This window comes from Larkinella ripae (genome assembly GCF_054780775.1).
In genome coordinates, this window is record NZ_BAAGVR010000028.1 from 646608 (window position 1) to 668650 (window position 22043).

Consider the following 22043-nt stretch of genomic DNA (forward strand, 5'->3'; position numbering starts at 1 on the left):
CCTAGTGGGCTTTCGCGTAAATGACCCCAACAACTCTACTTCGCTACATCCTCAGCCTGGCGCTTATAGTAGTACTGACGAACTGCCAGAAAACCAAACCCGAGCCACCCAAAGCCGAAGGTTTTGACGCAGCCATTCCGCCCGACACCTCCTACCTGGCGGGCCCGGTAACGTTCACGATCAAGGAATTGCAGGAAAAAATCAATCAGGAACTGGACCCGGTGCTGGTTGGAAAAGGCTCGGCCAGTGGGAAGCGGGGCGGTTTGCTGCCGTTCCGGGTGGTGCGGTCGGGGCCGGTCAAAATTCAGTATACCGACAATCAGATCCGGTTTTCGGCTCCGCTGGGCCTGTTCGTCACCACCCCGTTTGGATCCGAAAAAAAAGCGGAAGAAAAACCGTTCTGCTCCCTGCACGTCAACTTTCGGAGTCCGCTCACCGTTACGCCCAACTGGCGGTTGTCGAGCAAAGTGCAATTTACCAACTACGAATGGATCGTCGAACCCGAAATCCGCATTCTGGGCAAGGATATTTCACTGGCTAATTTTGCCCGAAAAATTCTGGACAACAGCCAGTCCACTATTGAATCGGCCATTGATTCGGCGGTTTACAAGGAGCTGCGGCTTGATCAGATGGTGATGCCCATCTGGCAAAGTATTCAAAAACCGCTGCTGATCGACCGGCAATTCGGATTGTGGCTCCTGCCGAAACCCATCTCCGTGGCGGCCAGTCCGATTAGTGGGGATCAGCAGAAAATAACGACTCATCTGCGCATTGCCGTCACCACCAAAACGGAACTGCAACCCAGCGAGCCGCCCCACACGGTGGCGAAACTGCCGCCCTTGCAAAAACGCGATACGGTCTCCCAAACCTCGGATCTGCGGTTGCTGAGCCATATTCCGTATCAGGACATCAACCGGATGATCGCCCGCAACCTGACCAGAGAAAATAAAAAGTTATTGCTGGGGGCGCTGACCATCAACAAGGCGACGGTGTATGGCGGACAACGCGCCCTGATCGTCAAAACCGAGGTGAGCGGACTGCTGAACGGCACGCTGTACCTGCGGGGCCGGCCCACGTTTGACACGCTCACCAAAACGCTGAGCGTCAAAAACCTGGATTTCGATGCCGGAACCACCCGCGAATTGTCCAGCGTTTCGAATTCGCTGGTGCACAACGGCGTCATTAACGTGCTGGAACGTTTTCTGACTTTTTCGCTGGGCGGAGAAATTGAAAGTTTGCCCCAGAAAATCACGGAAGCCTTCAAGAAAGGAGAAACCGGCAAAAAAACCGCCCTGAACATCCAGGCGTTTCGGTTTACTCCCCAGAAAATCGCCATCCGGCCCGACGGCATTCAGGCGCTCATCAAAGTGGAATCGAAGGTGGCCGTGCAGGTGAAACAGCTGTAAGGGCTTTACTGAAAACTCTGGCTGATGAAGGCCAGCGCGTCCGGCAGGCCCGAGCGCCAGTAGTCCCAGCTGTGGCCGCCGTTGCGCACCCGGTATTCGTGCGGAATGTTCAGGTTGCGCATCAGGGTGTGCAACTGGGAATTGCCTTCGTGCAGCAGCAAATCGTCATCCCCGCAATCGAGGTAAAACCGCACGGCTTTTTTCTGCGCTTCGGGCATTTTCTGCACCAGCGACAGAATGCTGTTCTGGTTCCAGAATTCCGTGATGCGGTTTTCGTTTTCCTTCAGCTCGCCCATTGTGGTCCGGTACCGGCGCAAATATTCCTGATGCGGCATTTCCCGGATCTGCTGGTCGGTGCGCACGGCCGCGCTCAATCCGGCGCAGGAGCCGAACATATCGGGGTGATGCAGGGCGTAGAGCAGCGCGCCAAAACCGCCCATCGACAACCCGGCGACGGCCCGGTACCGTTTTTCCGTCCGGCAGCGGTAGGTTTTCTCGATGTGCGGAATCAGTTCCCGGATGAAATAATCCTCGTATTGGTACTTCCCGGCGGCATTGTTCATGTAAAACGTCATTTCGGCGTCGGGCATCACCACGATCATCGGCGGTAGGGTACCGTCGCGGACGGCCTTGTCCACGATGGTTTGCATATTTCCCGACTGAATCCAGGCCGTCTGATCGTCACCCCCGCCGTGCAGCAGGTACAAAACCGGGTAGGCGCGTTGCGAGCTTTCGTAACCGGGCGGCAGGTAGAGCGCAAATTTTTTGTCTTTTTTCAGGATGGTGCTTTTAATTGTCAGGTCGTCAAAGACTTTGCTGTCCTGCGCTACGCTGTTCAGGGCCACAAAAAGGCAGAGGGCTAGAAACCGGATCATTCGCAATCAAAGAAGGTTGGGAGCCGCAAAGTTGTCAAAAATACTGAACAATCGCATCGTCTACCCGGTTTTCCGCAGACAACCCACGCACCATGATTTACGTCGTTTTCGGCCTGGCGGTTTTGCTGCTCGGCTGGTTAATCTGGCAATACCGTCGGCAAAGCCAGCCGCTTGCCGCGCCCGCAGCGGCCCAATACCGCGACCTGCTCCAACGGCACGTCGCGTATTTCCGGAACCTGAGCGCCGACCAGCAGCAAGCGTTTGAAGCGCGGGTCGCCCACTTCCTGAACCACACCCGCATCGAAGGCATCGGCACCACCGTCGACGACCTGGACCGGGTGCTGGTGGCCAGCAGCGCCGTCATCACCATTTTCGGATTCAAAGACTGGTCGTTTTACCGGCTGACGACGGTTTTGCTCTACGACGACCGCTTCAACGCGGACTTTGAAACCACCGGCAAAAACCGCAACATTCTGGGCATGGTGGGCGAGGGCGGGGCGCTGCAAAGCACAATGGTGTTGTCGAAACCGGCCCTGCACGACGGTTTTGCGAACGAAACCAGCAAGGAAAATACCGGCATCCACGAGTTTGTTCACCTGCTCGACAAAGCCGACGGCTCCACCGACGGCGCGCCCGAATACCTGCTCGACCGCAACCACCTCAAACCCTGGCTCCAGCTGATTCACGCCAGCATCGGTGAGATCAACGCCAACCACTCGGACATCAACCCCTACGCGGCCACCAACGAAGCCGAGTTCTTCGCCGTTGTCGCCGAATATTTCTTCAAGCGCCCGGATTTATTGCAGGAAAAGCACCCGGAACTGTTTGCCCAACTGGAAGAAATCTTTCAACAGCGGCCGGGAGAGGGTGAAGCGAAGCAGGGAACCGGGGGTAATCCTTCGTGAAACCAATCCCCAAGCTCCTGGAATCCATTCAACAAAAGCGGCAGAATACCCGCAATTTGAAACAAAACCGGTGCCGCCCCACTTTAAAGAAAAACCAACAACCCGATCCATGCACTACGGCGATTCAGTAAAACACTCCGATGCGACCGTCAACCACGGCCACCCCATGACGGTTTCAAGCATGAACGAAGAAGAAACCCAGGCGCTGTGCCGACTGGACGACGATTCGGAGGAATGGTTCGATGCCGCGGATTTAACCGTGGTGGAGGATTTCGATCAGAGTTTCATCTGAGCCGGTTACAAATACGTAAACGGATTTTTCGCGTCGATGTAGGTTATTTTGACATCGGGCAGTTTGGGTTGCAGCCAGGGCACCAGCCACTGCATGCCGGGGGCTTCGCTCATGATGTGGCCCAGAATGCCGAGCGCCACCTGCTGGCCCTGTTGCCGCGCATCCCGCACGTATTCGGCGGTTTCCCACTCGCTGATTTCCCCGCACAAAATAACATCCGGTTTATCCTGAGCCAGCGCCAGAATGTGGCTGCGTCCACCCGACGCGCCGGGCATCAGCAGGATTCGCCGGCAGGCCTGGGCCGGATCGCCCACCACCCGCATCATCGGAATGCCCAGCTTTTCTTTTGCGTGGGCAATCACCTGTTTCAGCGGCAGGGGCGAGGGCAGGGTAATGAGCCGCGGATTTTGGGCATCCAGGTGCGCTTCCCAGCCCAGGGCCGTTACCACGCCCGTCCGAATGCCGTCCGGGCGGTGCGAATGCCAGTAGTCGTGAAACCGCCAGACGGCCACCCGGTTTTTCGCCAGCAGGTCGTATTTTTTCCGAAAAACCGCATCGTTCTTCAGCCAGTCGGTTTCGTCGGCGTGGTTGTAAAAGGTCGGCTCGTGGACGATGATGAAGTTGGCACCCAGCTGCACGGTTTTTTCGATCACCTCCATGGTGGCAAACATCGTCGAAACGATTCCGGTCACGTTCTGACCGGCGCTACCCGATTTCAGCGTATCGACGGTTTTGGGAAACGGCGCGTTCGGAATGGTTTTCAGAATCAGGTCCATCACCTGGCCCACCGTGACCGCCTTCGGCGCGTCGGGTTGCCGGTTTTCCGCCGGACTGAGCCCGGGCAGGGTGACCAGGAGAGAGGCTTTGGTGAGGGTGCCGACAAATTCCCGCCGTCCGGTTTTTTCGGTCGTGGACGCGATCGGGGCGGTTTTTCCGGGTTCTTCCATCGGGTGGACGTTTTGCGGAGGTTAGCGTTTAAAACTGGATGGGTCGAAGGGAGCCGCGCCTTTTTTGTAATCCTTCGGAATTTCGAACAGCGCAGCCTCCACGGGTTTGGTGTCGTACCGGACGAGATCGACGGTGACGCCTGAGTTTTTCATCCGGACAAAAAAACCGTCGGCTCCGCTCTTTTTCAGTTCGTTGTAAACGTTTTCGTCGCCGAAACTCTGGTTGGAGCGCCAGTACGACATCAGTTTATCGTAGCCGGCGATGTCTTTGCTGGTCCAGATTTCCATCGACCCTTTTTCAAACGTCACCATGGCGTGGGTGCAATTCAGATTCTGGATTTTTTCTTTTCCCAACACCCGAACTGTGGTTTTCATGGCCGGCACATTCTCTTTCTGGCCGTTGCTGGTTTCGGCGTAGGTTTTGTTCGCGTCATTCAGCAGGTAGGTCGTGTTGGGCGTTTTGGCCAGCATCAGAATGGTCTGTTTCAGAGGCTTTGGCGCGCCCGGCAGCGGAATATTCACTTCGGTCCGGACATTACCGCTTGAAAAATAAATCGTACTGGTCGTGGTAATGGGCGTTTGCCCGCCCTGCGACAGCGTCATTTTGTATTCGACGGTTCCCTGTTGCGCCCACCCGAGGGTGCTCAGCAGAAGGGCCGGTAAAAGCAGCAATAGCGTTTTCATAGGGTGTTAACGTTCTGGATGGGTAAGCTTAACCAATTTTACGGACTTTACCAGTATCAACGTTCAATTGTTGAAATGGGTATAAAAAACGTCCCGCTGCTCACTGGGGCGTTTCCGTTTTCTCCCGGGTTATACCGTCCGGATCATGGCCCGACCCGCTCCGCCGGGCTACCTTTCTGAACGGCTTTCTTGAACCGGAACGAAATGGGGTGGTTTGACCAGGGGATCGATCTGAGTAAAAAAAGGGCGGGGGCGGTCTTTCTGCCACACACGGTTTTCTGGTCCTTATGAAACGATTCCTCCTGGTATCCGGGTTTGCGGTTTTTCTCCTGAATGCGGTTTTGGCGCAGGCCCAGCCGCCCCGGCTGATTGTTCGCGGTGACGACATGGGATACGCCCATTCGGGCAATGAAGCCCTGGTGAAATGCTACCGGGAAGGGGTCGAGTCGTCCATTGAGGTGATTGTGCCATCGCCCTGGTTTCCCGAAGCCGTCGAGATGCTGAAGGCGATTCCGGACATTGATGTGGGCCTGCACCTGGCGCTGACCAGCGAGTGGGACAACGTGAAATGGCGCCCGGTTTCGGCCTGCCCGAGTCTGCGCGATGCCGACGGGTATTTTTACCCGATGGTCTATCCGAACAAAAACTACCCCCGGCGTTCGCTGGTGGAAAATGACTGGAAACTGGCGGACGTCGAAATGGAGTTTCGGGCGCAGATCGAACTGGGGCTGAAAAAAATACCGCGTATCAGCCACCTTTCGGGGCACATGGGTTGCACGGGCATGGGCGATGATGTCAAAAACCTGATTCAAAAACTGGCCAAAGAATACAAGCTCCTTCACCTGGACCGTAACGCGCAGGAATACGGCGTCACGGGTGTGGGCTACATCGGTCCCCATGCGACCTCCGCCGAAAAAATTGAAAGTTTTTCCAACATGCTCGAAAGCCTGGAACCCGGAAAAACGTACCTGTTTGTCGATCATCCCGGACTCGATACGCCGGAGCTGCGGGCCATCCACCACATTGGCTATGAGCAGGTTGCTCTTGACCGCCAGGGTGTAACGGATGCCTGGACGAGTCCGCGCGTCAAGGAACTCATCAAAGCCCGGGGCATCCAGTTGATTGGCTACCGGGATTTGAAAAAATGAAAAACCGGCCAGACCGCCCGGATGGCCCGAAACTTTTCTTCCTGGGCTCGCAACGCAAACCGGCGTCCGGACGTATTGGGTAAGTAATTCAGTGATGTTACCGAAAAACCGGTATATTTAATTGCTCAACGGAATATCACTACGTAAAAGACCATTTTCGTATCGATAACACGGTTTACCTAACCCATGCGCCTGTTTGTTTACCGGGCCTGGCTCTGGCTGTTTTTGCCGGGCTTTGCCTTACCTGCTCTGGCTACGCACCACGTAGGCGGTCAAATCGAAATGCGCGCCATCGGCGATGTTGCGGGCCATTTCCAGATCACGGTTACCAATTACCTGGAGAATAACAACCGGGCCGCCCAAACCACGGGTGGGCAGGTCGGCATCTTTCGCCGGCGCGACAACGCCCGGATGCTGGTGTTTACGATCTACGAAACCGGCCAGCGCCAGCCGGTGGTTTTCACCAACGAAGCCTGCGCCACCTCGCAGAATCAGCGGGTCATCGTTGCCACGTTCGGCACGGATATTCAGCTTGATCCGTCCGAGTACAGCGACGCCGGGGGGTATTACATGTCCTTTCAGACCCAAAACCGGAATGCCGGAATCAACAACATCAACAACCCGGTGCAAACCGGTTTTACCTTCTACCTCGAGTTTCCGGCGCTGCAACAGAACGGCCGGTTTTTTGGCAATTCCTCCCCGCATTTCAACGCCATCAACGGCGAGTATCTGTGTATCAATGAAGCCTTTACGTTTCCGTTTGCGGGTACCGATCCCGACGGCGACGAACTGCGCTACTCGATGGTGACTCCCCTGAACAAAAACGGTACGGGCCGCAACCAGGAAGCCACGGCGGGGCCTTATCCCGATGTGCAGTGGCTGGGCGGTTTTGGGGCCACCAGCGCCATTCCGGGCAGCCCAACCCTGTCCATCGATTCCCGCAGCGGCCAATTGTCGGTGACCCCCAATCAACTCGGCCTGTTCGTGTTTGCCGTGAAAGTGGAAGAATACCGGGGCGGGGTGAAAATTGGCGAAGTCCGGCGCGACTTTCAGTTTCTGGTCATCGACTGCCCACCCATCACCGCGCCGAATCCGCCAATCTGGGCCACCGGCCAGCCGACCAACCTGGAATTTACGATCTGCAAAGGCAAGGCGCTGGAATTGCAAACCACGCTCAACCCGGACTGGAACTACCAGTGGCGACGGGATGGCATCAACCTGCCGGATGCGACGGGCACCAAACTGACGGTCGACGAGCCCGGGCAGTACTCGGTTTTTGTGTCGATGCGCACCCAGTGCGGCAAGGCGAGCGGTTCACAAAATGTAAAAGTCAACGTTGTTGATCTGACGTCCGACATTCGTTCGACCGGGCAGTTGTGCGCCACCGATGGTTCGGTGACCCTGAACGTGTTGAGCGGAACGGGTTTGAATTACCAGTGGTTTCAGGATGAAAAACCGGTCAACACCCCGGCCACCAGCCCGGCCCTGACCGTGACGCTGCCCGGGCAATACCGGGCGGTTTTGACCCAGCCGCAGTACGGCTGTACCTTCCGCACCGACGCCGTTTCCCTGACGCGGGCGGCTCCGGTTCCGGCCGCGATTCGGGCCGCGCAGCACCGGATCTGTCCCGGTGCTGCGCTTCCGCTCGAAGGGGTGGGGGGCGTCAGTTTCGCCTGGAAACGCGACGGGCAGGCCGTGGCAACGGTTACGGACCCGGTTTTTTCGGTACAAACCGCCGGGAGTTACGTGGTTGACGTAACGGCCGCCAATGGGTGCAAGGCGACATCGGCCCCGTTCGTGGTCGAACAGATTCCGGGGGTTGACGTGAAAATGGAAGCTGTACCGGCGGTATGCGGGCCGGATGGTCCGGTTTATGCCCTTTCGGGAACGCCCGCCGGGGGAACCTTCGCGGGGCCGGGCGTAAGCGGTTCGCAGTATGACGCCAAAGCCGCCGGAATCGGTACCCATGCGCTCACCTATACCGTGACCTTTGCGCCCGAGTGTCCGGGGGCGGTGGCGCAGCAAACGGCGGTTGTAGCGCCCATTCCGACCATTTTGTTTCCCGAAGAAATCATTACCTCTTCCGGCAGTTCGCTGACGTTAAAACCGGATATGACCGGAGAACCCGTGAAGTTTGACTGGTCACCGCCCACGTACCTGGCCGACCCGGCCGAAGCCAACGCGCGCGTGGTGGGGATCGAGGACGACATGGTGTATACGCTGAAAGTCGAAAACGCGACGGGTTGCCGGGCGGAAGGGACGGTGGTGGTGACGGTGTATGAGCGAATCTGGGTGCCGGGTGCGTTCACGCCCAATTCCGACGGGCAGAATGATGTCTGGGAACTGAAAGGCGTGGAGGCTTTTCCGGCGGTCGAGGTGACGGTTTTTAATCGCTGGGGCGAAGTCATTTATCAATCGACCGAAGGCTACGCACACCCGTTCGATGGCACCCTGAAGGGTGAAACCGTACCCGCCGGCGCCTATGCCTACACCATTCGGTATGAGCCCAAAAAACCGCTCCTGCGCGGAACCGTACTGATTTTGCGGTAAAACCGCCCGGTTTCTTCTTATTCCAGGAGGGATTTCAAACCGTCCAGATCAATGTTCTGGCGAAACTGGCGCATCAGCGCCAGTTTGGACACCATGTCCGGGGCCGTTTCGTATTTCATCAGCAGTTGAATCGACTGAATGGCGTGCCGGGGCAGACGCGGATCGCCATAGTGCTGGTCGTGCGTCACCAGCGGCCGGCCGTCCACGGCCTGTTCGGCAAACGTGCCTTTGTGCCGGCTGTTGGTCATAAATTCGTACGGATCGTCGATAATAGCCTGCACGGCGCGTTCCTGGGGTGTCATGGCGACCAGCAACGTTTCCAGCCGCTCGTGATTATCCCGGTATTGCTGGGCGGTTTTGTCGCGTTTGATCTGGCCATTTTCGATGCTTCGCCGGTTGTCTTCCTTGTATTTTTCCCGCTCCGCTTCGGTTTTGAACGATCCAGGCCGGTCGGCATACGCCAGGGTTTCTTTCAAACCGGCTTCCAGTTGGCGGGTTTGTTCGCTGTTCGCTTGCAGAAAGTTCTGAATGTGCCGCTGTACGGCGCGGATGAACTCTTCGCGGCTGACGGGCCGTACGGGAAGGCGATTTCCCGGCACAATCAGGACCGACTCGTGCCGGTTGGTGGACCGACCGGTCTTGTTGCTGTAAACCGGATAGCCTTTCAAATCGCCGACCACCTGCGGCATGTAATAAATCGACTGGCCATTGGGCAGCAGATACTCCCGCTCACCGATGGACTCCAGAAACTGCCAGAGCGAATTGACATAACACTCGATCCAGGTGCCGGTTTCGTGGGCGCGTTCGGATTTTCCCCGAAAACACCAGTAATGCAAATAATAGGTCGTGACAGAATACCGCAGAGGTGAATTGGGAGGCATCGCTTTGTAGGCATTGTCGGGGTCGCTTTTGATGACGCGGTAGGCGCGGGCTTCCAATCCCTGCGGAATCGGATACGCTTTTTGCAGAATCTTAATCAGCTTTTCCTGCCGTTCGAAAACCGGTGGCAGGCTTTGGCGGGGAAAATCCGGTCCGGCGCCCACCAGCGCATCGGGTTTGCGCACCCAATTTGTCACTACCTGCCGGGCATCGTCGGGCCGGCACTCCGGCGTCTGGGCAAGGGTGTTTATTCCCAGAAAAACGCCGATCAGGCCAGGCACCAGTTTTCCGGCGTTCACGCGTGTGTTCATCTCATCAATTGTTCGGTCGGAACAAAGATGGCAAACCGTCCCGCCGATGGCCCATGAATTGGGTTTCAATCAACGGTTTTGCTCCATGAAAACCGCAAAGTTGCGGTTCAAGTGTTGACACGGGGACAAAAAAACCGCCCGGAACGAAGCTACCGGGCGGTTTTTGAAGGCGGCTGATCCGCTTGTTTACTTAACCGGAATCGTTTTGACGGCGATTTTTACTCCATCTTTCGTCGTCAGGGGGAGCCCTGCCGTCTTCAGTTCTTCGTCAATCATCATCTTCCAGTATAGATCACCGGCCGCCGTTGAATTTCCGGCGATATCGCGGCTGATGTCCAGATTTTGCTCGGTCAGGTTGTCGACTTTCCAGGAGTCACCGGCGGGAAGTTGTGGGCTGGTGAGGGTCAGCTTGGTGTCATTTTCGCTCAATGCCCACTTGCCGGTTGTGGCCGCACCTTCAATACCGGTTTGCACAAAATCGCCATTGCTTTTGAATTCGAGACGGAATTTGCTCATATCGACCAGGTTATTGGCAGCCCCTTTGGTGTAACCGGGGATCATCAGGGTTCCCTGACCGACCGAACCCGTTTGCACTTCCCAGTTGCGGACGATCATCTCGGCTTTTGTTTTTACGGCGGGCTGGTCCGTATCGTCGTCTTTCCCACAACTAACGAACAGCGTAGTCCCCATCAAAAGAAATAAAATGGCTTTTTTCATGGTATCGGTTTTTCAGGCTTAACAATTGAGGCAGCAAGGTATTGATTTATTTTCAGACAAACGGTGCTTGCTGTCCTTCCATCAACGGATTGACAACCTAATATATTATGCGGTGGAAAAGGCGCCGTCGTTCCCCGGTCAACCGGAAGCTGAAAACCCGAAACCGGATCCATTAATGCAAGCCCCGGCAGATGCAATGAATGTGCCCGAAACTCTGCGTTTCGGCGTGCCATTCGAAAGCATCGTTATACCGGTTGGTTTCCCAGAAAAATTTGCCGCGCGGACGGTTGTAATTTCCGGTTTCGTTCATGGTGGCCGCATCGTACAAACGGCCATTCACCATGACGTACTGAATCAACTGGCTGTTTTGCAGGTCCTGGAGCGGATTTTTGTCGAGCACCAGCAAATCCGCCAGCTTGCCCGCTTCCAGCGAACCGATTTCCTGGTCCAGCCCCAGATTCCGGGCGGGCAGAATCGTGGCCTGTTTCAGGGCCTGTAGGTTGGAAATACCGCCCTGCCCCAGCATCCAGAGTTCCCAGTGCGCGCCGAGGCCCTGCAACTGGCCGTGGGCACCGAGCTGCACGCTCACCCCGGCATCGGCGAGCTGTCGGGTGGTTTGCGAATTGCCGATGTGTCCGAATTCTTCGTCCGGCAACATCGTCCGTCTCCGCGAGCGGCTGTCGACCACGGCGCGGGGCGTAAACCGCAGCAACCGTTCCTGTTCCCAGACGTTCATTTTCTGGTACCAGTAATACTCGCCCGACACACTGCCAAACGCCACGATCAGCGTGGGGGTATAGGCGGTTTTGCTGTTGCTCCAGAGCGAGATGACATCCATATAAACCGGATCGACGGGAATGTTGTGTTCGATGGTGGTGTGGCCGTCCAGGATCATCGTCATGTTGTGGTTAAAGAACGAACCGCCCTCGGGCACCACCATCATACCCAGTTCGCGGGCCGCCTGAATGATTTGCTGGCGCTGGTTCCGGCGGGGCTGGTTGTAACTTTTGACCGAAAACGCGCCCACGGCTTTCATCCGGCGCAGGTGCGAACGGGCGTCGTCGAGGCTGTTGATGACCGCTTTGAAATCGCCTTCGGCCCCGTACAGAATCGTGCCGGTTGAATAGATCCGTGGTCCGACCATCCGGCCGGTTTTTACCATTTCCGACTGGCTGAACACCATTTCGGTATTCGACGACGGATCGTGAACCGTGGTGACGCCGTAGGCCAGATTGGTAAAATACGACCACTGCTGTTGGGGGGATTTGCCGTCGCCGGTGCCGATGTGCGCGTGGGAGTCGATCAGGCCCGGCATAATCGTTTTGCCCGTCGCGTCGATCACCTTGGCACCCGCCGGAATCGGTACCGCAGGGGCCGGGCCGACCGCCAGAATTTTGTTGTCCTGCACGACGACCGTTCCATTTTCAATCACCGCATCGTCTTTCATCGTCAGAATCGTCGCGCCTTTGAAAGCGACGAGTCCTTTGGGAACATCGGTGGGCAGGTTCAGGCCAATCCGGATTCCGGTGGAGTCGATGGCGGGCAGTTTTTCGGGCGCACCTTCCACAAACGCAAAACTGTTCTGCACCGAGCGCGTGAAATAGTCCGGTCCGATGGTCCAGTGCAGGTTTCGGCTGTCATTCGACCAGTGCAGATAATCACCCGCATCGCGCGTTACTTTGTACACCGGAAACGCCTTCGTGACGCCCGACAGATCAGCCGCTTTTCCGGCCGCCGGAAACGGCGCGATGTAAACGTGGTAAAGCTCCTGAAAGGCAATCCAGCGGTTGTCGGGGCTGGGCACAAACCGGGTGGCGTAGGGCGCCGTGAAATGAATCTGCTCGTCGGCGTTGCTCAGGTTGACGCTTTTGAAAACTTTGGTTGCGCCTTCTTCGAGAAAGAAAATCCGGTCGCCGGTTTTGTTAAACAGAGGCTCTTCGCCCTCTTCCCGCAGGAGTTTTGCCGGGCCGCCGGTGGCCGGCATCAGATACAGGCCCGGTTCTTTCCCGTGCGCGTAGCCCATAAACCCGTTGCCGGTCGATTTCCGGAAAACAATCTGGGAGCCGTCGGGCGAAAAGCTGGGCGTGTTGTAAAACCCTTTTTCGCGGGTCAGCGTCTCCGTTTTGCGGGTTTGCAAATTCAGTTTCCGGATGCTGCCCGTCAGCGAATCATTCCAGGTCGTGTACAGGAGGAACTTGCCGTCGGGCGAAAAACTGGGTTCGTATTCAAAACTGGCGGTTTCTTTCGTCAGGCGTTCGGGTTGGCCGTTGGGCAGGGTTTTGCGGTAGAGAAAACCGGCTGCGTGAAAAATCAGCGTTTTTTCGTCGGGCGAAGTGCGCGCGTGCCGGATCATCTTCGACTCGAAGGTGGGCGAAAAAACCGTCTGCGGAAACCGTACGGCTTCGGTCACCGTCAGTTTGGCGTTCACCGTAAACGGAATTTCGACCGCCTTGGCCGATGGCACATTCACCCGAAACAACTTGCCTTTGGCCCAGATCACCAACTCCTTGCCGTCGGGGAGCCAGTCGTAATTCGGGTACAAACCCATGATGGCCCAGGCTTCCTGCTGATCCTTATTGAGCTGGTCAAAAACCGGAAACTCTTCCCCGGTTTTCAGGTCATGAATGTACAGAACCGACTTCGTGCGCACCCGCCGGACAAACGCCAGTTGCCGCCCGTCGGGCGAAAGTTGCGGGCGCGTTGCGCCCCCCGGCCCGGTCACGATGTTTTTGATTTCGCCGGTTTGCCGATCCACGCGCCGGATGGCGTAAATCTGGCCGTTCGGGTCTTTGTTGTACTGAAAAATCGGTCCCGGACTCACATCCTCGCTGAAATACACGTAGCGACCGTCGGGCGAGACGCAGGGTTCGCCCGCGTCCTGCTGGTCGTTTTTGCGTTTGGTCAGCTGCAAACCGGCGGTGACGCCCCCGGCGTGGTAGAGCCAGAGTTCCCCGGCCCCCAGCGAACGGCGGCTCGTAAAGTGTTTGCGCGCCACCAGATACTGCCCGTCCGGCGTCCAGACGGCGTTGTTGAGCAGCCGGAATTCTTCGTTCGTGATCTGGCGCAAATCGGAGCCGTTGCGGTTCATGGTCCAGAGGTTGTCGCCCCCGGCCCGGTCGCTGGTAAACGAAATTCGCTGGCCGTCAGGGCTGTAGCGTGGCTGAATTTCGAGGGGCAACCCGCCCAGGAGCAGCCTGGCCGTTCCGCCGGTAATCGGGAGGGTGTAGAGGTCGCCCAGCATATCGAAGACGATTTCTTTCCCATCCGGACTCACATCGAGGTTCATCCAGGTGCCTTCGCGGGTCGTAAAACTTACTTCCTTGGAGGGGCCGTGGGGTTTGGCGACGTCCCAGGTCTCTTTCGGTTTTTGGGCAAAAGCCAGCGTTGAAGCCAGCAGGGCAACTGCCAGGGTATACGGTTTCTTCATTTTGAGTGTAAAAGACCCCGAAAGGTACGGAAGAAGCCGAAAAGGTGCGCGATCCGCCGGTAAATCCAAGCGGGAAATTGGCGAGGTTTGCCACCTGGCTTCACCGGAGCCAGCGGAGAATCAGGGGAACGTACTGTTCCGGTTTCACGGTCTGCTGAAGGGTCAGTTTGGCCGCCGGGTTCGTCAACCCCATTGGGTACGCGGTTTTTGCTTGCCCGGCACTGATTTCCCGGCCTGTGGCATCGACCGGATTCAGAACCAATAGGTTACGGGCTGAGAGAGCGGCTGCCAGATCCGGCAGGTCGTACGCGGGTAGTGCCCCGGCTACGGCGGAGGGGATGAATGCCGTTTTGTAATTCATTTCGTCCATGATGGCCTGGTAGGACACCAGCGGATTCACCAGCGCGACCGCACCGAACGCGTTACTGAGCAAGGCCGCGTGGAGCAGATCGGCCCCCAGTGTTCCCCGGGCAACGGCCGCCAGCGGCTGGGTGGGGCCGGTGTTTTTCTGAATAAAAGCCGCCAGAATTTCAATCTCCTCCGCCCGAACCGCCACGGGGTTTTTATGCGTCAGAAGGCCCGTGTACCACAAATTCAACGGAATTTCATCGATCACCGAGTCCCCCTCCTTGGGGTAGCCCGTGCTCAACTCGCCGGTGCCGCTCAGGTCGGGAACAATCACTTCGTGGCCGGCCCGCGCCAGTTGATCCGCCCATTCGCCGGTTTGGGCCGCAACGGCTTTTCCCCGGTCGTCCAGCAGCAACAGGGTCTTGCCGGTTTTCTGGCCCGGTTTTAACCACAAAACCGGTACGGCGTATTTGCCCGCCCCGCTGACGAGGTACTTTTCAATTGCGTAGGTGTCGCGGGGCAGGCGCCCGGAAAAGATCACCTCGCCACGGGTTGCCGGTTTTTCGTAGCCCGTTATCAATCGGACCGTTTCGCGCAGGTTAGGGGCCGCTTTCGACGGGTTGGCCCGGTTTTTCCGGAGGTGCTTTTGGTTCAGGGAAAACAGCGTTTCGCCCTTCAGCGTCGCGTAGACATTGCCCCTGGGCGTCACGTACAATTCTTCTTCTTTAAAAAGTGGCACGTCCAGGTCTGCGGAACTGCCGGGATTGTTGAGGAATTTCTGGAAAAAAGCGTAGGCCGCTTCCCGGTTTTTGGTCGTTGACAAGTGCTCGGCATCGTCCTCCGCCATGGTTAGATGAGCCGGTTTTCCCAATGCCGCGTACGCCTTGCGGGCTTCCTGAAACAGGTCCCGGGCCCCCTGAATGCTGAAAATGTCGCGCGTGGTGCTCACAATCAAGGCCGGTTTTGGCGCACGGACTTCGAGGTAGTCGGCCAGGTCGATGCCGTTTTCCAGCCCGTACAGCAGGTTTTGCTCGGCGTCCTGTGGCCCTTTGGAACGTAGCTGTTTGTCGAAGGTGGTGAGGTAACACTCCGGCGCTGCGGCCAGAATCCGCTCGTCCATAGCCGCGATGTAGGCGCTTTGGGTGCCGCCCCCCGAGCGGCCCGCAATGCCGATCCGGCTCGGGTCAACCTCGGGGCGGCTCAGCAGGTAATCGACCGACCGAATGCCGTCCCAGATAAAATAATTTGCCGGCGAAAGTCCCGCGATAAACGACTGCGCACCGGGGTAGGAATGTTCGTTGACGGCCGATTTTTTGACCACCGATTCGTCCGCATATTGCCGCCGTTCGCCCTGGCCGATGGGGTCAAAAGCCAGCACCACGAAGCCTTTCTTGACGTAATTCAGCATGATTCGCTGGTAGGCGTCGGCCCGAAACCCGTTGAGGCTGTGCCCGCTGCAATAGACGATGGCGGGGAGTTTTCCCGGGCGGTTTTTGGGTAAAAACAAGGCGGCCGTTACAAAATAGCCGGGCCGCGATTCAAAGTAAAGCTTTTCGACGCTGAAATCGTCGCGCTGGATCGTGCCCGTGATGACCGGATTGAGGGGTGTTTTTTCCGGAAAAGGGCCGGCGATTTTGCGGAGTTTCGCCCGGACTTCGGCCTGCCGTTTTTGCCAGTCGGCCCGGGTTTTCAGTTTTTCAATGGCCCGCTGGCGCTGCGCTAGTTGACCGAAAGCCCGTTGGCACAAATGGCGGTACAGACTGGTGGATGGCGAACCCTCGTCGTAATGCCAGTAGGGAAAAACGGAGAGGTTTTCCTGGGCAAAAACCGCGCGGGAAAGCAACAGAAAACCCACAAGAATACTCACCCGCTTTGGCCGGGTGCCGGGAGCGATTTTCATACAAAGTGCTGATTAACTACGCCGGCGGTGCTTTCACCCGAATTCTCGTTTTTTTCGCTGGCAACACCGCAAGGCCGTCGTGTTCTTTAAAGTCTGCCAATGAAAGACTTCTACTTTGCAGGGCTCCGGGCTGGGAGGCTGGCCCGGAAAAGGGCGGGCTGTGCGGGCGGTTTTCGGCCGGCAAAAACCGCCCGCTCACTTACTTCATGGGCGCGTTCGGAGTGGATTTGCGGGCCGACGCCATCACCGGATAACCAGCCGCAGGTAACCTTTTGGAAACCGCAAGGCCCGTAGATTTGCTTTTTCTGGCGGTTTTGCCACCCGGTTTTTCAGTGTTAATGACATCATAATCGGGACCTCCGCAGGCAATCATCCACAGGCCGATGATGAGTCCAAGCGCCGAGGGAAACAATTTCAGATTCGAGTTCATGCGTAGTGTGGTTGTTAGTCGGCTGCGAAAGTAGTTCAAGGGCGGTTTCGTGCGAAATAAAATTCGGTCAAGTGGCAAAAACCGGGTTCCAAACGGAGGATTCTTTGCTTCAGCCTGCCTGCCTTTTCCGCTGATCGGTGTCGGGTAGCGACCTTCGCTTGAAAATGAATAGTAAAAATGGCCGCCTTCCACCTTATAGATCACAAAGGGTGTGTTTTCAACGCAGAATCTTTTCAACCCCTGCTAATCTCTATGGAACCGGAAAAAAAATCAGTGGTTTCCCGACGGAAATTTCTCGACCTGACCGCCAAAGGAACGCTGGCGACGACGGCGCTCATCGGCGGTTTTCCCACCATCGTACCGGCTTCGGTATTTGGTAAAAATGCTCCCAGCAACCGCATCAATGTGGGGGCCATTGGCGTCGGCCGGATTTCGCGGGGACACGATATGCCCGGGGTCTGGCAATACGATAATGCGCTCATCATGGCGGTTTGCGATGTCGACAGCAAACGGGCCGAAGAAGGCAAACAGCTCGTCAACGGCGTCTACGCCAAAAAAACCGGGAAGGCCTACGACGGCGTGAAGGTCTATTCCGATTACCGGGACCTGTTGACCAACAAAGACATTGATGCGGTTTTGATCAGTACGCCCGATCACTGGCACGCGCCGATGGTGGTGCATTCGGTGAATGCCGGCAAAGATGTTTACATGCAAAAACCGGCTTCGCTGACCATTTCGGAAGGCCGGCTGATGGCCGATGCCGTCAAACGGACGGGCCGCATCATGCAGGTGGGCAGCCAGCAGCGGTCGACCCACCAGTTTCGGTATGCGGCTGAGCTGGTACGCAATGGCCGGATCGGGAAGTTAAAAACCGTGTATGTCGGATTGCCGGGCGACCCGTCGGGCAATGAAGAACCGGAAATGCCCATCCCGAAAAACCTGAATTACGACATGTGGCTCGGCACCACGCCCGAAGTTTACTACACCGAAAAACGGGTCCATCCCCAGAAAGATTACGACCGGCCGGGCTGGCTGCGTTGCGAACAGTTTGGCGCGGGCATGATTACGGGCTGGGGATCGCACCACATCGACTGCGCCCACTGGGCGATGAACACCGAGCATACGGGCCCGGTTGAAATCTGGGGGAAAGCCGATTTTCCGAAAAGCGGTTTGTGGAATGTCCACGGTATTTTCCGGACGGAAGCGGTGTACGAAAACGGCGTTCACATGGTGGTGAGCAACGAACTGCCCAACGGCATCAAATTTGAAGGAACCGACGGCTGGATTTTTGTGTCGCGGGGTGATGCCGCCGTCACCGCCAGTGATCCGGTGGCTAAGCAACGGGCGGCCAAGGCGCTGGACGCCAGCGATCCGAAAATCATCGAGTCGGTGATTGGCCCGAACGAAATTCATTTGCCGGTGAGCAAGGAGCACCACGGCAACTGGCTGGAAAGCATCGTGAGCCGCAAAGAACCGATTGCCCCCGCTGAAGTGGGCCACCGCTCGTGTTCGGCCTGTCTGCTTCACCACGCAGCGATGAAATTAAACCGGAAGTTGCACTGGGACCCAAAAAAAGAGCAGTTTAAAAACGATGCCGAGGCCAACGCGCTCCTGTCCCGGCCGCAACGGTCGACCTACGCCATCAAGACCGTGGCTTCGACCAAATCCCGTTAACGTAACCTGAACGATACCAAAATTGATTCGAATGAAACTATGGCCCGTTGCTGGCAGCCTCCTGACGGCTGCCTTGATTGCCGCCTGCCAGTCCAGTGAGAAGAAGGACGATATGATTCACCTGATTACCTTAGATCCCGGCCATTTTCATGCGGCTCTGGTGCAGAAAACCATGTTCGAGGGCGTCGATTCGACGGTGCACGTCTATGCGCCGGATGGGCCGGATGTTCAGCTGCATCTGGAGAAAATTCAGGGATTCAATTCCCGGTCGGAGGGACCCACGAACTGGCACGAAGATGTGTACCTCGGAACGGATTATTTTGATAAAATGCTGAAAGACCGGGCCGGCAGCAAGGCGGGGAATGTGGTGGTGATGGCGGGCAATAACCGCCTGAAAACCGACTACATCCAGAAAACCGTAGCGGCCGGTTTTAACGTGCTGGCCGATAAACCGATGGTGATCAGCGCGTCGAATTTCGATCAGTTGAAAGACGCTTTTGCCACGGCTGAAAAAAACAAGGTGATGCTGTACGACATCATGACGGAGCGCTACGAAATCAGCACCCTGCTGCAACGGGCGTTTTCGATGCAGCCGGCGCTGTTCGGGACGCTGGAAAAAGGCACGCCCGAAAAACCGGCGGTGACCAAGGAAAGTGTGCACCATTTTTACAAGAACGTCGCGGGCAGCATCCTGACCCGGCCGGCCTGGTTCATGGATGTGGCCCAGCAGGGCGAAGGCATCGTGGACGTAACGACCCACCTGGTCGATCTGGTGCAGTGGGAGTGTTTTCCCGAGCAAACGCTGGATTACCAGAAAGACATCAGCCTGACGTCGGCCCGCCGGTGGACCACCGACATGACGCTGAGCCAGTTTAAAGCCATCACGAAACAGGCCGCTTTTCCGGAATATCTGAAAAAAGATGTGGTGAAAGACAGCGTGTTGCGGGTGTATAGCAACGGCGAGATCAATTACCAGCTCAAGGGCGTTCACGCCAAAGTATCCGTTACCTGGGCGTACAAAGCACCCGAAGGCACCGGCGATACGCACTACTCCATCATGCGGGGCACGAAAGCCAACCTGATCATCCGCCAGGGCGCTGAGCAGCAGTACAAACCGACCCTGTACATCGAAAGCGTTGATCCGAAAGCCGATCTGACGGCCGCGCTGCAATCGGTTTTGCCCGCCATCCAGAAAGAGTTTGCGGGGGTGGAGGTAAAGAAAAATGCCAAAGGCTGGGAAGTAGTGATTCCGGAAAAATACAAGGAAGGACACGAAGCCCATTTTGGCCGGGTGGCGCAAAAATACCTGGACTACCTGAAAGCCGGGTCCTTACCAGCCTGGGAAGTTCCGAACATGATTGCCAAATATTACACGACCACCCAGGCGCTGGAACTGGCAAAAAAATCAAAAAATCAACTGGCGAAAAAGTGAAAGGGCGGTTTTTCGCTTTCAACGATCTTTTTCCCTAACGCAGCAGACGCTCTTTCACGCATTCACTCTTTTACCATGAACGAACCTCAAGCCAATCGACGCCGGTTTATCAAAGAAACCGTGGCTACAGCCGCCGGAATGGCCGGTTTAGCAGCTCTGCCGACCGACCTTCTGGCCGCGCCGAAACTCATCCCTTCCGTGAACATCCTGGGGAGCCGGGCGGCAAAACGGGCCTCCCGCATCCGGTTTTCGGCCATCGGGCTGAACCACGGCCACATTAACGGCCAAGTCGATGCGGTCATTCGGGGCGGGGGACAACTGGTTTCCTTTTACGCCAAAGAACCCGATCTGGCTGCGGCTTTTACCAAACGCTACCCGGACGCCAAACTCGCCAAAAGCGAAAAGGAAATTCTGGACGACAACTCGATTCAACTCGTGGTCAGTGCCGCCATTCCCGACGAACGCGCCCCTTTGGGCATTCGCGTGATGAAGGCCGGAAAAGATTTCATGGCCGACAAGCCGGGAATTACGACGCTGGACCAACTGGCCGAGGTGCGTAAGGTGCAGAAAGAAACCAAGCGGATTTACTCGATCATGTACGGCGAGCGGCTTGAAAACAAGGCAACCATCAAAGCCGGTGAACTCGTCAAAGCCGGGGCCATTGGTAGAGTCATTCAGACCATCGGCATGGGGCCGCACCGCATCACTCCGAAGTCGCGGCCCGAGTGGTTTTGGGATAAAGCGCGGTTTGGCGGCATCATCTGCGACATCGGATCGCACCAGTTCGACCAGTTTTTGTACTTCACCAATTCTACCTCGGCGGAAATTGTGGCGTCGCAGGTGGGCAATACCAATCACCCACAGCACCCTAAGTTTGAAGATTTCGGCGATGTGATGGTGCGCGGCAACGGTGGCACCGGCTACATCCGGATTGACTGGTTTACGCCCGACGGCCTGAAATCCTGGGGCGACGGCCGGTTGACGATCCTCGGCACCGAAGGCTTTATGGAGCTGCGTAAGAACGTAGACATCGGCGGGCGTGAGGGCGGCAATCACTTGTTTTTGGTCGATAACAAAGAAACCAAAACCATCGATTGCAGCAAGGTTGTGACACCCTACGGAACCCAGCTGGTCGATGACATTCTGAACCGCACCGAAACCGCCATGACCCAGGCGCATTGTTTTCTGGTAACCGAACTGGCCCTGAAAGCCCAGAAGGTCGCGCAGAACGTAAAGTTGAAGGTTTAATTTTCGCTCCCATGAATCGATTCGTCCCAATTATCGTTTCCGGTTTCTTTATTTTGGCCTTCACCACATTGGTGAGTTGCGCGCAGAACCCCAATGTGGTTCCGGTCAACTGGAAAGCGGTTAAAGTGCTGGTATACACCAAAAACGGGAAAGGCTACGTCCACGACAACATTCCCTATGCGGCCAAAAGCATTCAGAAGCTGGGGCAGGAGAACGGTTTTAAGGTCGATGTGACGGACCAGCCGACGGTTTTCACCGAAGCGAATCTGAAGCAGTACACCCTGCTGGTTTTTCCAAGCACCAACAACGATGTGTTTGACACAGACGCGCAGCGGCTGGCTTTCCGGCGGTACATCGAAGCCGGGGGCGGTTTTGTGGGCGTCCATTCCGTAACCGGCACCGAGCGGAACTGGACGTGGTTCAAACGGATGATTGGCGGCACGTTTGCCTGGCACCCCAAATTCCAGAAGTTCAAAACCGTCGTGATCGACACCAAACACCCCTCGATGCAGGGCATTCCGAAAGTCTGGGAGAAGGAAGACGAGTTTTATTTTACCAAAGAAATGTCGCCCGGCCCCACGGTGGTTATGGCCCACGACCTGACTTCCCTGAACGGCGAAGAACCGGAAAAAGTAAAAATGTTCGGCGGTTCGTACACCCATCTGTATCCGGCAGCCTGGTATTACCACTTCGACGGTGGGTATACCTGGGTCACCACGCTTGGCCACGACAAAAAGGATTACGCCGAGCCCCTGTTCATGAAACACATTTTTCAGGGCATCCGCTACGTCGCCGGGCAGGTCAAAAAAATCGATTTCTCGAAAGCCTACGCCGATTCGCGGGACACGCCGATCCGGGACAACTAAAACC

At 56.7% G+C, this 22043-nt stretch carries 17 protein-coding genes; 9 read left to right on the forward strand and 8 right to left on the reverse strand.

What is annotated here, in order from left to right:
- The first annotated feature begins 20 nt into the window (after nt 1-20).
- Nucleotides 21-1406: a DUF4403 family protein gene (locus ACYVHX_RS24565; protein ID WP_460674349.1), complete on the forward strand. Its 1386-nt coding sequence runs from the start codon at nt 21-23 to the stop codon at nt 1404-1406.
- Between the two features lie 5 nt (nt 1407-1411).
- On the opposite strand, the gene ACYVHX_RS24570 is transcribed toward ACYVHX_RS24565, so the two are convergent.
- Entirely contained in the window at nt 1412-2281 is an 870-nt protein-coding gene (locus ACYVHX_RS24570) for an alpha/beta hydrolase (protein WP_460674350.1), read from the reverse strand.
- A 92-nt stretch (nt 2282-2373) separates the two neighbouring features.
- Between ACYVHX_RS24570 and ACYVHX_RS24575 the strand changes: the two genes are divergently transcribed.
- On the forward strand, nt 2374-3186 hold the full coding sequence (locus ACYVHX_RS24575; protein WP_460674351.1) for a M90 family metallopeptidase: 813 nt from the start codon (nt 2374-2376) through the stop codon (nt 3184-3186).
- Nucleotides 3187-3256: 70 nt separating this feature from the next.
- Nucleotides 3257-3478, forward strand: a complete 222-nt coding sequence (locus ACYVHX_RS24580) for a hypothetical protein (RefSeq protein ID WP_460674352.1) — start codon at nt 3257-3259, stop codon at nt 3476-3478.
- A gap of 5 nt (nt 3479-3483) precedes the next feature.
- On the opposite strand, the gene ACYVHX_RS24585 is transcribed toward ACYVHX_RS24580, so the two are convergent.
- Both ACYVHX_RS24585 and ACYVHX_RS24590 read right to left on the reverse strand, forming a co-directional pair.
- The gene (locus tag ACYVHX_RS24585; RefSeq protein WP_460674353.1) at nt 3484-4425 is read right to left on the reverse strand and encodes a Nif3-like dinuclear metal center hexameric protein; all 942 of its coding nucleotides are present in this window, start codon (nt 4423-4425) and stop codon (nt 3484-3486) included.
- A 21-nt stretch (nt 4426-4446) separates the two neighbouring features.
- Nucleotides 4447-5109: a DUF4412 domain-containing protein gene (locus tag ACYVHX_RS24590; protein ID WP_460674354.1), complete on the reverse strand. Its 663-nt coding sequence runs from the start codon at nt 5107-5109 to the stop codon at nt 4447-4449.
- Between the two features lie 287 nt (nt 5110-5396).
- Here ACYVHX_RS24590 and ACYVHX_RS24595 point away from each other — a divergent pair, with 287 nt between their 5' ends.
- Together ACYVHX_RS24595 and ACYVHX_RS24600 are read left to right on the forward strand one after the other, a co-directional pair.
- Nucleotides 5397-6257 carry a polysaccharide deacetylase family protein gene (locus tag ACYVHX_RS24595; RefSeq protein WP_460674355.1) on the forward strand — a complete coding sequence of 287 codons (861 nt, stop codon included), beginning with the start codon at nt 5397-5399 and terminating at the stop codon, nt 6255-6257.
- 186 nt (nt 6258-6443) lie between these two features.
- Nucleotides 6444-8807, forward strand: coding sequence for a gliding motility-associated C-terminal domain-containing protein (locus tag ACYVHX_RS24600; protein WP_460674356.1), 2364 nt, complete (start codon nt 6444-6446; stop codon nt 8805-8807).
- Nucleotides 8808-8824: 17 nt separating this feature from the next.
- Here the strand turns inward: ACYVHX_RS24600 and ACYVHX_RS24605 are convergent, their stop codons facing one another.
- The 5 genes from ACYVHX_RS24605 to ACYVHX_RS24625 form a co-directional block, all read right to left on the reverse strand.
- Nucleotides 8825-9997 (reverse strand): hypothetical protein, encoded by a 1173-nt coding sequence (locus ACYVHX_RS24605; protein WP_460674357.1) that lies wholly within the window; start codon nt 9995-9997, stop codon nt 8825-8827.
- 186 nt (nt 9998-10183) lie between these two features.
- Nucleotides 10184-10714 (reverse strand): hypothetical protein, encoded by a 531-nt coding sequence (locus tag ACYVHX_RS24610; protein ID WP_460674358.1) that lies wholly within the window; start codon nt 10712-10714, stop codon nt 10184-10186.
- A gap of 172 nt (nt 10715-10886) precedes the next feature.
- Nucleotides 10887-14141, reverse strand: a complete 3255-nt coding sequence (locus tag ACYVHX_RS24615) for an amidohydrolase family protein (RefSeq protein WP_460674359.1) — start codon at nt 14139-14141, stop codon at nt 10887-10889.
- Between the two features lie 100 nt (nt 14142-14241).
- On the reverse strand, nt 14242-16389 hold the full coding sequence (locus ACYVHX_RS24620; RefSeq protein WP_460674360.1) for an alpha/beta hydrolase family protein: 2148 nt from the start codon (nt 16387-16389) through the stop codon (nt 14242-14244).
- A 199-nt stretch (nt 16390-16588) separates the two neighbouring features.
- The gene (locus ACYVHX_RS24625) at nt 16589-16819 is read right to left on the reverse strand and encodes a hypothetical protein (protein WP_460674361.1); all 231 of its coding nucleotides are present in this window, start codon (nt 16817-16819) and stop codon (nt 16589-16591) included.
- Between the two features lie 252 nt (nt 16820-17071).
- Between ACYVHX_RS24625 and ACYVHX_RS24630 the strand changes: the two genes are divergently transcribed.
- The 4 genes from ACYVHX_RS24630 (at nt 17072) to ACYVHX_RS24645 (ending at nt 22039) form a co-directional block, all read left to right on the forward strand.
- Nucleotides 17072-18493 carry a Gfo/Idh/MocA family protein gene (locus ACYVHX_RS24630; RefSeq protein WP_460674362.1) on the forward strand — a complete coding sequence of 474 codons (1422 nt, stop codon included), beginning with the start codon at nt 17072-17074 and terminating at the stop codon, nt 18491-18493.
- Between the two features lie 31 nt (nt 18494-18524).
- Nucleotides 18525-19925, forward strand: coding sequence for a putative oxidoreductase C-terminal domain-containing protein (locus ACYVHX_RS24635; RefSeq protein ID WP_460674363.1), 1401 nt, complete (start codon nt 18525-18527; stop codon nt 19923-19925).
- Nucleotides 19926-20000: 75 nt separating this feature from the next.
- Nucleotides 20001-21173 carry a Gfo/Idh/MocA family protein gene (locus ACYVHX_RS24640; protein WP_460674364.1) on the forward strand — a complete coding sequence of 391 codons (1173 nt, stop codon included), beginning with the start codon at nt 20001-20003 and terminating at the stop codon, nt 21171-21173.
- Between the two features lie 11 nt (nt 21174-21184).
- A complete protein-coding gene (locus ACYVHX_RS24645) occupies nt 21185-22039 on the forward strand; it encodes a ThuA domain-containing protein (RefSeq protein WP_460674365.1) in 855 nt (284 codons plus the stop codon).
- The last annotated feature ends 4 nt before the right edge of the window (nt 22040-22043 follow it).